General features: G+C 67.7%; 10 protein-coding genes and 4 pseudogenes. 5 read left to right on the plus strand and 9 right to left on the minus strand.

Annotated elements, in window-relative coordinates:
- Positions 1-340: 340 nt before the first annotated feature.
- Positions 341-1,213, plus strand: coding sequence for an acetamidase/formamidase family protein (locus tag BYZ73_RS23475; RefSeq protein ID WP_220086775.1), 873 nt, complete (start codon positions 341-343; stop codon positions 1,211-1,213).
- A 497-nt stretch (positions 1,214-1,710) separates the two neighbouring features.
- Here the strand turns inward: BYZ73_RS23475 and BYZ73_RS01330 are convergent, their stop codons facing one another.
- From BYZ73_RS01330 to BYZ73_RS24100, 5 genes and pseudogenes are all read right to left on the minus strand, one after another.
- Positions 1,711-2,694, minus strand: a complete 984-nt coding sequence (locus tag BYZ73_RS01330; protein WP_112314596.1) for an aldo/keto reductase — start codon at positions 2,692-2,694, stop codon at positions 1,711-1,713.
- A gap of 11 nt (positions 2,695-2,705) precedes the next feature.
- Positions 2,706-3,500 (minus strand): NAD(P)H-binding protein, encoded by a 795-nt coding sequence (locus BYZ73_RS01335; RefSeq protein ID WP_112314597.1) that lies wholly within the window; start codon positions 3,498-3,500, stop codon positions 2,706-2,708.
- 41 nt (positions 3,501-3,541) lie between these two features.
- The gene (locus BYZ73_RS01340; RefSeq protein WP_112314598.1) at positions 3,542-3,841 is read right to left on the minus strand and encodes a DUF1330 domain-containing protein; all 300 of its coding nucleotides are present in this window, start codon (positions 3,839-3,841) and stop codon (positions 3,542-3,544) included.
- A gap of 55 nt (positions 3,842-3,896) precedes the next feature.
- Entirely contained in the window at positions 3,897-4,244 is a 348-nt protein-coding gene (locus tag BYZ73_RS01345; protein ID WP_220086776.1) for an NAD(P)H-dependent oxidoreductase, read from the minus strand.
- Positions 4,245-4,284: 40 nt separating this feature from the next.
- Positions 4,285-4,431 (minus strand): annotated as a pseudogene (locus BYZ73_RS24100) (hypothetical protein); the annotation flags it as partial.
- Between the two features lie 143 nt (positions 4,432-4,574).
- Between BYZ73_RS24100 and BYZ73_RS24105 the strand changes: the two are divergent.
- Positions 4,575-4,679 (plus strand): annotated as a pseudogene (locus BYZ73_RS24105) (helix-turn-helix domain-containing protein); the annotation flags it as partial.
- Positions 4,680-4,738: 59 nt separating this feature from the next.
- Positions 4,739-5,008 (plus strand): annotated as a pseudogene (locus BYZ73_RS24110) (LysR substrate-binding domain-containing protein); the annotation flags it as partial.
- A 484-nt stretch (positions 5,009-5,492) separates the two neighbouring features.
- Here the strand turns inward: BYZ73_RS24110 and BYZ73_RS01355 are convergent.
- Together BYZ73_RS01355 and BYZ73_RS24115 are read right to left on the minus strand one after the other, a co-directional pair.
- Entirely contained in the window at positions 5,493-6,887 is a 1,395-nt protein-coding gene (locus BYZ73_RS01355; protein ID WP_108023637.1) for a poly(ethylene terephthalate) hydrolase family protein, read from the minus strand.
- A 206-nt stretch (positions 6,888-7,093) separates the two neighbouring features.
- Positions 7,094-8,041, minus strand: a complete 948-nt coding sequence (locus tag BYZ73_RS24115; RefSeq protein ID WP_112314599.1) for a DUF1348 family protein — start codon at positions 8,039-8,041, stop codon at positions 7,094-7,096.
- Positions 8,042-8,252: 211 nt separating this feature from the next.
- Here BYZ73_RS24115 and arsH point away from each other — a divergent pair, with 211 nt between their 5' ends.
- Positions 8,253-8,963, plus strand: coding sequence for an arsenical resistance protein ArsH (gene arsH / locus BYZ73_RS01365; RefSeq protein WP_425440003.1), 711 nt, complete (start codon positions 8,253-8,255; stop codon positions 8,961-8,963).
- 798 nt (positions 8,964-9,761) lie between these two features.
- Here the strand turns inward: arsH and BYZ73_RS01370 are convergent.
- Complete coding sequence (locus BYZ73_RS01370) at positions 9,762-10,955, minus strand: TniQ family protein (RefSeq protein WP_181497926.1); 1,194 nt, start codon at positions 10,953-10,955, stop codon at positions 9,762-9,764.
- Positions 10,952-11,164, minus strand: coding sequence for a hypothetical protein (locus BYZ73_RS22330; protein ID WP_146746246.1), 213 nt, complete (start codon positions 11,162-11,164; stop codon positions 10,952-10,954). Before BYZ73_RS22330 ends, BYZ73_RS01370 begins: the two co-directional genes overlap by 4 nt.
- A 137-nt stretch (positions 11,165-11,301) precedes the next feature.
- Between BYZ73_RS22330 and BYZ73_RS01380 the strand changes: the two are divergent.
- A pseudogene (locus tag BYZ73_RS01380) lies at positions 11,302-12,188 on the plus strand (IS3 family transposase); the annotation flags it as partial.
- Positions 12,189-12,296 lie beyond the last annotated feature (108 nt).

The raw sequence follows: 12,296 nt of genomic DNA on the forward strand, positions 1-12,296 counted from the left end.
CGGGTGGGCTGATCGCGGTGGGGGCGGCGGGCTATCGCTGGTGACGCCCGCGCTGGCGCAGACCAGTGCCGCCAAGGCGCCGGGGCGCCCGTCCTGCCACTATCTTCCCGCCAATGCCGAGACGGTCCATTGGGGGATATTTCAGCAAGACGCTGGCGCCCCGGGGCGAGATCGACAGCGGCGACATCGTGACCCCCGAGACGCTGAGCCATCACGCCGCCGGCGACCTGGAACGCATGGTTCAGGGCGATGAGGCGCCGAAAGCGTCTGTCTCTGGACGAAGGACAGGAAGGGCGTCGACCGCCGGGGCGCGGGATCGACCGATCCGGCGGTCGACAGGGTGGGCTCGGGCGACAGTCAGGGGGGGCATATCCTCACCGGCCCGGTCCATGTGCGGGGCGCCGAGCCGGGCGACGTGCTCGAGATGCGCATCCTCGACTGCGTGCCGCGTCCCAGCGCCAATCCGGATTTCGCCGGCAAGAGCTTCGGGTCGAACGCCGCCGCCTGGTGGGGCTATCATTACAACGACATGCTGGGCGGCGCGAAACGCGAGGTCATCACGATCTATCAGGTCGATGCCACCGGAGACAAAAGCTGGGCCGAGGCGGTCTGCAATTTCAAATGGGTTCCGCAGACCGACCCGTTCGGCGTGACCCATCCGACCATCGACCATCCCGGCATGCCGGTCGACCATGCGCTGACCGACCGCAATTACGACGTGCTGAAAGGCATCCGCATCCCGATCCGGCCGCATTTCGGCACGCTCGGCGTGGCCCCGGCCGAGGCCGATTTCGTCGACTCGGTCCCGCCCAGCTATACCGGCGGCAATGTCGACAACTGGCGGATCGGCAAGGGCGCGATCATGTATTACCCGGTCTCGGTCGAGGGCGCTCTGCGGTCGGTCGGCGACCCCCATGCCTCGCAGGGCGACAGCGAGCTTTGCGGCACCGCCATCGAATGTTCGCTGACCGCGACCTCCCAGCTGATCCTGCACAAGAAGGCCGACCTTGCCGGAACGTCCCTGGAAGAGATGGATCACCCGATGCTCGAAACCCAGACCGAATGGGTGGTGCACGGTTTCTCGGTGCCGAACTGTCTGGGCGCGCTCGGCGCGACCGCGCAGGCCGACATCTACGGGAAATCCTCGGTCGATGACGCGATGCGGGACGCGTTCCGGAAGATGCGCAAGTTCCTGATGACGACGAAGGGCTGACCGAGAACGAGGCGCATTCGCTGATGTCGGTCGGCATCGATTTCGGGATCACGCAGGTGGTCGACGGCAACTGGGGTGTCCATGCCATCGTGAAGAAGGACATCTTCTCGGGCCGCGCCTGACCGCCCGGCTCCCCCCCCCGAGCCAAACGATGGCCCGGCACGGGGGGCTTGCGGCAGACCCGCCCACCGGCATGACCCGCACGCTCGGCCGCCCGCCCCGAGCGCCAGCCAACGCCGAGGCCCGTCCGCCCGCCGATGCCAATCGAGGACCGCTCCGCCCGCGCCGGAGCACGGCAGGGCCTCTCTGCGACCAGTCCGGCCGACGGGGCGGCGAGGCCGGGCCTCGTCTTCCCGTAATTCGGCATCCGATGCCCTGCCCGCCCGACCGGCAGCCCGGACCCAAAGCCCCATACCCAAAGCCCGACGCGGGCCGGACCGGTCTGTCTGCGAAGGCCGCGGCACGAGGCATGCTGCGGGTCTGCGACAAGGCCTCGCTCAGAGCCCCGAGAGCTTCATGAAAGCCTCGGGATAGCGATTGCCCTGCGGCCGGAACCCGGCGGCCTCGATCTCGGCCATGTCGGCCTCGGTCAGCGCGACGTCGAGCGCGCCGCAGTTCTCCTCGAACCGCTCCAGCCGCCGGGTGCCGAAGAGCGGCACGATCCAGGGCTTGCGCGCTAGCAGCCAGGCCAGGGCGACCTGGGCGGGCGTCGCACCGTGGCGGGCGCCGATCCCCGAAATCAGCTCGACGAGCCGCATGTTCGCCGCGCGCGCCTCGGCCTCGAACCGCGGCATCTTCGCCCGCATGTCATTCTCGGCAAAGCTGGCGGCCGGGTCGATCTTGCCGGTCAGGAACCCCCGGCCCAGCGGCGAGAACGGCACGAGCCCGATCCCCAGCTCTTCCAGGACCGGCAGGATCCCGCCCTCGGGCTCGCGGGTCCAGAGCGAATATTCGCTTTGCAGCGCCGCCACCGGCTGCACCGCATGGGCCTTGCGGATCGAGCCCGCCCCGGCCTCGGACAGGCCGAACCAGCGCACCTTGCCCTCGGCGATCAGGTCCTTCACGACGCCCGCGACATCCTCCATCGGCACCTCGGGATCGACCCGGTGCTGATAGCAGAGGTCGATGTAATCGGTACCCAGGCGGCGCAGGCTGCCCTCGACCGAGGACCGGATCTGCGCGGGCTTGCTGTTGACGCCGCCGCGATGCTCGCCGGTCTTCTGGTCGATGTCCCAGCCGAACTTGGTCGCGATCTTGACCTTGTCGCGCATGCCCCGGAACGCCTCGCCGACCATTTCCTCGTTGGTCCAGGGCCCGTAGACCTCGGCCGTGTCGAAGAGGTTCATGCCGCGCTCGGCCGCCGCCCGCAGCAGCGCGATCATCTGGTCGCGATCCTCGATCTCGCGGCTCTTGCCGTATCCCATCGCGCCAAGCGCGAGGGCCGACACTTCCAACCCTTGTCCAAGCGTTCGCTTCTGCATGGATTTTCCCTTCATCCGTTGGTCGCCCCCGGGGCGCGGCCCCGGACGGTCCGGCCATGACATAGCGCCCGCGCGTAGCTCTGGAACGCCCGGGGTCCTTGTTTGCGACATGAGCAGGGCTCATGAATGCCCCATGCGACCGGGGTCCTGCCCTCGCCGCGCGCGACCGCGTCCAGCGCCGCCGCGACGGGTGTGACGCCGTGGGTCAGATCGAGGATCTCGCGCCGGATCCCGGGCAGACCGACCCGCCCGGCGAGGACGCGGGCGACGGTGCCCCGGGCGACCCAGCCACAGGGCACCGCGAGGCCGGGGCTGCCCCTGCCCTCGCCCCCTTCGTGAACCAGCGTCCCGGGCCGCGGGATCACCCGGTCGAGCCCCGAGGCCGCAACCGCGACATCGGCCCGCTTCTTTTCGGCCATGTAATGTTCGAAACCCGGAGTACGCGCGTGCTGGCGGCCGGCCTCGGGACAGGCCGAGACCAGGCAGAGGCGGCGGATGCCAAGCCGCTCGGCCGCCGCGACGACCTTGGCCGGGGCATCGCCGTCGGTCGCGGTGGTGCGCTTGGACCCGCTGCCCGCCGCCCCTGCCGAAAAGACGAGGACCTCGCAGCCCTCGGCTGCGCGGGTGAAGTCGTCCACCGTCATCCCGACGATGTCGCCCGACACCGGGACCGCGCCTGCCTCGGCGATCCCGACGGGCTGTTCGGGTTTGCGGTGCAGGCCCCGCACCTCGTGCCCGTCCGCGCGAAGGCGCGACAACAGCTGTCTGCCGATGCCTCCGGTGGCGCCGATCACAAGCACCTTCATTCTTCTGTCCTTCGGATCGTCCGACTGATCCGGCGCGTCGATCAGCCGGGCAGGCGCTCGACGAAATAGCCGCGCTTCCGGCCCGCGGCGAGGCGGTGGACCCGAATTTCGGCATGGGCCTCGGACCGGTACCAGCCAGGCGCGCTGTCCATGCTGCCGAACCGCGGCCTCACGATCTTGCCCTCGGGCGCGCGGCCCTCGACCGCTTCGGTCCGGCCGCCAGTGGCCAGCAGCCACCCACCGAACCGCGCAGGCGCGGCCGCGACCCTCTCGGCATGGGGGACGATCCGCGCGGGGTCCTGCGGGTCGGGTTCGAGGACGAAATGGCCAGCAGGCCTCATGTCCGGGTCCTTCCGGCTGACATATCGGGGAAAAGGCGCACCAGTCGCCCCCCTCTCAGGCCGCTAACCGTGCCGCGCGATCGCGCGCCCGGTCCGTCACCGCTTGCAGGTCCTCGGCACTGTTCACCCCCGGGACATGTCTCATGCCGGTCGAGATGACGGGAGACTGGTCGTCCATCCCGCAAAGCAGCGCCGGAAGAAAGTCCTCCAGCGGAGAGGTCATCGGCTGGCCCGACGCATAGGCCGCCCCGGGAGCGCCCGTGGTGAAGGACTGGATCAGCGGCTTGCCCTGCAGCCGCGTGCCCCCCGCGCCGTGGGCGAAACCATGCACCGGCACGCGGTCGACCCAGGTCTTCATCAGCCCCGGCAGGCCGAAGCAGTCGAAGGGGAGACTGCCAGACAATGACGTCGGCATCGGACAGGGCCGCCTGTTCGGCGGGCACGTCGATGCGGAAATCGGGGTAAAGCGCGTCGAGGCGGCGCAGCTCGATCTCGATCCCGGGCTGCGCCCGCAGGCTGTCGAGGATGATGCGGTTCGCGGTCGACCGGTCGAGATCGGGATGGCCGGAAATGACGGGTGTCTTGGTCATGCTTTGATCCGCGGGGGCATTGGGGAGCTCGGGGCCGATCCAGATCCGCGCGCTTTTGACGATTGGCCGTGGAATGGACCAATCCTTCTTTCCCGGAAGGAAAGGACACGTTGGCCGAGCTGGCGCTTTACGGGCACCTCCGGGTGTTTCCTGCCATCGCTGCCGAGCGCCGCGTCACCGGCGCTGCACGGCGTCTGGGTGTCGGCTTGCCCGCGGTCAGCAAGTCTCTGAAAGCGCTCGAAACGCAGACGGGGTGCCGCTTTTCAACCGCAGCACCCGGCGGCTGGAAATCACCCCGGCGGGCGAAATGCTGCGGGGCCGCAGCTCGGACGCGCTGCGGGTGCCGAGCCATGCGGTGGAAAGCGTGCAGGATCTGGGCCGGACCCCCAGCGGCACGGTGCGGATCACGGCGGCCCGCTTTGCCCATTGGTGCGGGCTGCGGCGGCCCGTGCTTGCCCGCTTCGCCGCGCGCCATCCGCAGATCCGGCTGGAAATCTCGGACGATCACGGCACGGTCGATATCCTGCGGCAGGGCTTCGACATCGGCATCCGCTTCGGCGACCGGCTGGAAGAGGACCTGCCCGCGCACCGGAGACTGCCGCTGATGCAGGAGCGCGACGGCGAGGACCCGACCATCGACATGCCCGCGCGCCTTGCGACCAACGACATCGAGGTGACCGCCGACGCGGTGCGGCAGGGCCTTGGGATCGGCCGGTTGTTCGAACCAGTGCGCGCCCGCCTGCCCGATGCGGCGGACTTCGCGCCGGTGCTGGAGCCCTGCTGCCGCCGCTATCCGGCGCTCTTTCTCTATTTTCCCCGGAACGGCCGGAAGGCGGCACGGGTCCGGACCCTGACCGACTTTCTGGCCGAAAGCGCAGGCGGGCGCCGAGCGCTGTCCCCGCCTCGGACACGCCCCCCACGCCCCCCGCTCACGACACCGGACCCGCCGGGCGGGGCTTTGCGGGAAGGGCCCCCGGCGGCAAGGGTTCGGCGGCAAGGGCTCGGCGGCAGGGGACCGGTGCGGAGGCGGACAGTCGCCGTCTCCGCACCGCCCGCTTGGGTCAGGCGGCCCGGCGGCGTTTGCGCCCGGCGCTGCCAAGGGCGCCGCAGGCAAGACCGATCAGCCAGACCGATGCCGGCAGCGGAACCGGGGCCGGGTCCTCCGCCGCGGCCAGGACCTCGTACCGGAGCCCGGCGGCCGCGCCCTCCTCAAAGCCGAACCAGTAGCTGTGATCCGGGTTGACGGACCCGTCCTCGTTGACCGACCAGACGCCGTCGTCGCCCTTCTCGACCAGGTCGAGATAGGGGGCCTTGCCGGTGTCGCCCTTCAGTTCGATGTCGAGCCAGGCGGTCACGAAATGCTGGCCGATATTGTTGGTGAAGACCTGATCCCAGAGCGGATCGATGTAGTGATCCGCGACGCCCAAGGCATGGCTTTCCTCCGGGGCGGGGATCGGCGCGACGACATGGTGGCCGCCGCCCTCAAGCGTCAGCAGGGAGCGGTCCACGCCGGTCGCGCCTTCCCAGATCGCCCGCACGCCGGTCTCATAGCCCGCCGTGCGGTCGTCCGACCCCGCGATGAACAGCATCGGCACGTCGATCGCCGCCAGCCCCTCGGCCTCCCAGAGACCGTAATTCATGCCCCAGGGCGCAATGGCCACGGCGGTCTTGATCCGCGGATCGGCCATGGCCGCGTGGGTCTCGCTGCCCTGCTCGTGGATCGCCAGCGTGTTCGCAGGCGCCCAGCCCATCGCCGCTTCGGACAGGCCGCCGCCGGCCGTGACGATCGCCCCGTAGCCGCCCATCGAATAGCCGATCAGACCGGTATGGCGCGTGTCGATCAGACCGGCCAGCCCCGAATTTGCGTCGGCGTTCAGCCGCTCCATCTCGTCCAGGACGAACAGCTGATCCAGGGTCCGGTTCACCAGCGTCGAGCCGAACGCCGCCTGGCTGCGATAGGTCGAATCGGTGTGATCGATGGATGCGACCACATAGCCCTTCGAGGCGAGGTTTTCCGCCAGTTCCGCCATCAGGAAGCGGTTGCCCGGATAGCCGTGGCTCATGATCACCAGCGGCAGCGGCTCGGCGCTGTCCGCGGCGGCGGCGTCGCGAACCGCGCGGCCTTCCAGCGCGACCTCGGTGATCCCGTCGCGCAGGTAGACATCAAGCGAGGTCTCGCCCGTCGCGCCCGCGACGGCCGGATACCAGACCTCGACCGTCAGCGGCCGGTCGTAGCGCGGCAGATCCGCCGATGCGCCCGCCGCCGGATCGATGCCGACGATGTCGATCTGGTTTTCATGGACCAGATCGATCCGCCGCACGCCGATGGGCAGATCCCCGTAAGCCGCCAGAGCGGGGGCGTTGGGCGCCTGGCCGTCAATTCTGTTCTCCGCCGCAAGCGGCGTCGCCGCCGCCGCGGCCGTCAGCAACGAGAAGGCCAAGGGAAGATGTCTCATGTGAAGATCTCCTGGGGTCGAGAAACGTCGGCCAGTCCGGCGATTGTCGCGCGATCCGGCGGCGCAGGACGGGACACTGACGCGGTTCCGGTCCGCCGCGGCGGCCGTCGCTCGCCGTTTCGGCACCGATCGGCGCCGTCCTGGACCCATCCTGGGGCCGTCCTGGTGCCGCGCGGCCAGAGCCGCGACGCGCGACGCGTTTCGTGTCATCCGAACTGAATTTTAGGGTCTTGGTGAGCGCGTGACCGTCGGGTATCCACCGCAGGTAACACCGCTGTGAACCCTTCGTCATTTTTCTGACCGCCCTGGCTTTCGCCCTGCCCGGCACCGCCCGGTTCGGCCGGAACCGCCGCATCGGGCGGTCGAGCGTCTTGCCCCGCGCGAGGCCGCAGGCGCAACGGCCCCATATCGGGGCGTCCGGGCCCCGGGACCGGCGACAAAGGCCCGGGCCGCGCGGTCATGGACAGGGGTGGCCCTGGCCCGGCCGCCCGCGATGCCCAGTCCAACCGATGGCGGAACGCCAAGGTGGCTGTGCAGCGCCACGTTTCCGCCGGTGCCGGGAAGGCCAATCGGGCGCGCGCCATTCGGAACGCCGCGCGCCCCCCGCTGGCGCCGGCGCATCCAGCGCCTCGATCACGTCCCAGCAAAAGGGTTGCGGGATAGGCCCCGCGCCGTGCCGGTCGAAGGCCAAGACCCGACCCGGAACCGGCTTCTGCCGCGCGGCTCCGGGGACGTCCCGAGCCGGGGGCTCGGGTCCTCGCGGGCCTCTTTCCCTGCGGGCTCAGCGGCCGGGGTCGGACAGGCCTGGCTGGCCGACCGGGGCCACGCGGCCAGCGGGACAGCCGGTCGGTCCCGGCAATCGGCCGGTCGCCGATCCGGGCGCGGCCCACCATCATCGGGCCGTCCGCGCCGAAATCCCATGTCTCGTTGCCGCAAGCACGACCCCCTCTGGCACCCGGGCGGCGGGCCTCATGGACAAACCGGTCCGAGAGCCGGTTGCCCGCAGGGCCCAGAAGCGCCCCGATCGGCCGGCGGCCGCGTTCGGCGGCGCATCGGCGCGTCGGAACGCCATCCGGGTTCCGCCAATCGGGGCCGGACGCGGAGGCCCGCGCGGCGACTTCGCGATGGCGGACGTTCCCGGCATCCTTGCCCAGCCAGCCGCAGCGTGTCGGGGGACGCGGGCGGCGGACATGCGACCCCCGAAGGCGCGAAACCGACCCTGTTCCCGGCCGCGGTCAGCAATGGCAACGCGGATGCGCCCTTCTCCAGCCGCCGACGCCCTCGCAAATCCGCTGGACCGGCCGCCGTCGGGGCCGCATGACAGGCAGGACCGAGACACGATCCTCAAGGAAAAGGAAGACCGGCTTGCCTGAAACGCCGAACCTCGTCGACGCGCTGCTGCGCCTGCCCGATCCCGACGCGCTGGTCCCGGCCAGGCGCAGCGCCCATGCGCCGCGCATCCTGATCCTCTATGGCTCGCTGCGCGAGCGCAGCTATTCGCGCCTGGCCGCCGAGGAAGCCGCACGCATTCTCGAACGCCTCGGGGCCGAGGTCCGGTTTTTTGACCCGCGCGACCTGCCCTTGCCCGACAGCGTCGAGGCCGACCATCCGAAGGTCGCGGAGTTGCGCGCCCTGGTCGAGTGGTGCGAGGGCATGGTCTGGTCCTCGCCCGAACGCCATGGCGCCATGACCGCCATCATGAAGGCGCAGATCGACTGGATTCCGCTGTCGCTGGGCTCGGTGCGCCCGACCCAGGGCAAGACGCTCGCCGTGATGCAGGTTTCGGGCGGCTCGCAAAGCTTCAACACGGTCAACCAGCTGCGCGTGCTCGGGCGCTGGATGCGCCTGCTGACCATTCCCAACCAGTCCTCCATCGCCAGGGCCTGGACCGAATTCGACGAGGCCGGGCGGATGAAGCCCTCGCCCTCTTACGACCGCATCGTCGATGTGATGGAGGAACTGATGAAGCTCACGCTTCTGACGCGCGACATCCGCGACCATCTGGTCGACCGCTACTCGGAGCGCAAGGAAAGCCATGCCGAGCTCTCGGCCCGGGTGAACCTGAAGACCCTTTAGACCGGCACCGGCGGAAACGGTCGCTTCGGGCGGGTTCGCCGACCGGCCAACGACGCGACGGAAAGGGGTCGATGCGTCGGGAGGCCCTACGAGGCGCAGCGCGCGCCCGGCGGCCCGGATGGCTCAGCTTCCCCCGGGGTCTTCCAGCGGACAGAGGCCCCGGGATCTCTGCGGACCGACGCGGCCATGGCCCGCTGCGCCGCTCGGGGATCCGCCAGTCGGCAGCGCCTTCGGCCCAAAAGGCGCCGCACCGGACGCCGGGCATTCAACGGGCGACAGCAGTGCCGTTCGCCGAAACGGCCCGATGGATGATCCCGAAAGCCCTTGCGGTTGTGGATCGGGAACAAGTTGGGGCCAAGGCGTAGATTTTTTGATTTCGTATCAGATGCTTAAAGTGACAGTCAAAGTGCCTTGGTGTCAAGATGCGGCCAAGTCGGCCTCAAGGTCCGGCCGGATCACCCCGTGAGACATGAAAAAACCCGCCGAAGCGGGCATTTTCTCATATCGCGGAAGATCGTCAGAGCTAGGTGGGCTCAACCAATCACGTCGTCCAGGTGGACGCGAAGGCTGGCAACGCCATGCTGCATAGGAGCACGAAGCGCACGGAGTTCACCCGACATGATCCTGGAAAAAGGTCCGCGAACGGACCAGCTCCACGCTGACAAGCATAACCTACAGGATGCCATCCATCGGCGGGATCTGTCAGCTCGTCGAGAACCATAATCTTGGAAAGAAGTTGCTCCAGATGCCGACGGGAGAAGACCACCTTTCGGACGGCACCACGCTCAGGTGCAGGTATCAGGGGGACGAGGTGTGACCTGCCCGATATAGCACCTCCACCTGCCGTTTGCTGGCCCCCAGGTGGCCGGGGATGTCATGAAGACTGATCGCTGTCTGGAAGTCTTCGATCAGAGGCAAGATTTCAGCCGCATCGAACACGATCCTGCCGCTTTCCTTATCTGATGCCCCCATCGGAACCTTCCCAAATTTCTGGAGGATCCGAGACAAGCGCTGCCGATGAATTCCAAGCGTGTCGCTCAGAGCCTGGAAGCTATAGGTGGTGCGGGCGGTGATTTGCTCGCCCAAAATGTTCGTGCCGGGCTCGATCGCAAAGTGCTTTGTGATGTGCGTACGGAGGATATCTCGGATGGGCCCCGGATCGATTGCGTTGGCTCGCCGATCAAGCCAGTCAAACAACGCTCCATAGTAGGCGAGAGGCCCCGCCTGAACGGCCGAAGCCGGGGACGTTGCATGGATCGTATCAAGCGCCTCGGTCACAGCCTCGGGGCCTTCGCGGTAGATGCTGAAACCGATGTCTGTCGCCTGCTCCACTTCGATGGGGGCGAGCTTCTTGATCTTGACGCCATGACCGTGCTCGAGGACGGCTCCAAGCATCTCAGACGCGTTCAAGACCTGCTCCAAGGTCTGACCCTCGAGCCAGGACCACACCGGTGTACTCGTATTGGAGAGGCTGCATTTCAGCCAACCAATGTACTCGGGCGTGGGGTCTTCGACAGTATCCCGTTGTTTGAAAGTCGAAACCGAGACCGCATCGGGCAGCGCTTCTGCAGATGCATTGTCTGAATGGGCGAGCCAAAGACCATGGCGGTCACATCGGTGAACGTGCCGAAAACCCCAGATAAGCCGTTGCCGCCAGCATTCGCGGGCACCATCCGCCGCCAGGCAGGCCGGGCAGAAATGTGCAGCATGCGGGGAGAGAAATGCCCGGGCCAGTCGCTGGTCCCTGAAGCTTGCATGAGTCTGCTTCACGTCGACACTGTTTGCCAAAAGCTCTTCGGGTTCGACGCCCACCATCTCCGCAAGTGCGCTGGTTTCCGCCGCATGGCCCGAAACGAAGCTCGGAGCGCTGATATTGAGATCACGCAGGAAGTGCCGCATACCGCGCCCCGTGTGCATGAGCGCAAGACAGTTGGCGAACGACAACGTCGTTTCCTCAGGGTCAAACGGCAGATATGGACGCAGCACTCTCATCGCACCCATCCCATGGCCCTCAGCTCGCTCTCGACGAAGGACCAGTCTCCGGGGTGAAAAGGTGTCATTTCCCTGGGACCATTGCTTTTCACGAAGATGCGCTCGGCGTCCTCGAGTTCGAGCCGGGAGCGCCGCTTGGTGATCACGCGGCGCAGGCTATCCTTGACGAGTTTGACCGCACGGCCAGCCTCCCCATGCTCAGCGAACAACACACGCTCAGAAAACTTGAGTCCGGGGTCAATCGCGATACCCAGCTTACGTGCTGACGTAGCTACACACCTTGGTCTGCCCCCCGGAAGTTCCCTCGCCGTAGCGTAGAGTCTGCCCAACCTGAAGGAGCAGACGAATGAGGAAAAGCCGTTTCACCGAGGCGCAGATTATCGGGATGCTCAAAGAGCAGGAGGCGGGTTTGCCCACCTCGGAACTTTGCCGGACGCATGGGCTGAGCCCCGCGACCTTCTACAAGCTCAAGGCCAAGTATGGCGGGATGGACCTGTCGGACGCCAAGCGGCTGAAGCAGCTCGAGGATGAGAACGCGAAGCTGAAGCGCCTGCTGGCGGATGCCATGCTGGATCGAGCCATTGGAACGCCATTGGTCCGAGAGACAATGGCGAGGGTTGTTCTGAAGGATCTGCTGGGAAAACCGTGACGACGCCGATGCAACGGCGGGACGCGGTGTTGCGGGCGATGAGGGATCATCCGATCTCGCAACGCCGGGCCCGCGTCCTGATCGGTGTCGATCCGAAGACGGTGCGGCGTGAGCGGCCGCCCGATAACCCGGAAATCCGTGAGGAGATGCACAAGATCGCCGAGAAGCGTCGACGCTTCGGCTATCGGCGCGTGGGCATCATGCTGGAGCGCAAGGGGATGATCATGAACGAGAAGAAGCTGTACCGGATTTACCGCGAAGAAGGGCTGTCGGTGCGCCGCCGTCGTGGCCGCAAGCGGGCGCGCGGCAGCCGCACTCCGATGCCGGTGCCGCTGCGGCCAAACCAGCGCTGGTCGCTGGACTTCCTGTCGGACACCTTCGGGGCCTGCCCGAAGTTCCGCATCCTGGCGGTGAACGACGATTGCTGCCGCGAGACCCTTGGCCTGATCGCTGATACCAGCATCTCGGGGGCCAGGGTGGCGCGCGAACTGGACGCCTTGGTTCGCATCGACGGCAAACCGGCCTGTGTCGTCAGTGACAATGGCACCGAGTTCACCAGCAAGGCGATCCTGCAATGGGCGAACGACTGCCCTGCTCCCCAACCTTGGACCGCGGGAAGTTGGATTTTTCCGGCTGCTGCCCTGCTCCCCAACCTTGGACCGCCGGAAGTTGGATTTTTCCGGCTGCCTCAC

The organism is Rhodovulum viride (assembly GCF_003265965.1).
Lineage (GTDB): Bacteria > Pseudomonadota > Alphaproteobacteria > Rhodobacterales > Rhodobacteraceae > Rhodovulum > Rhodovulum kholense.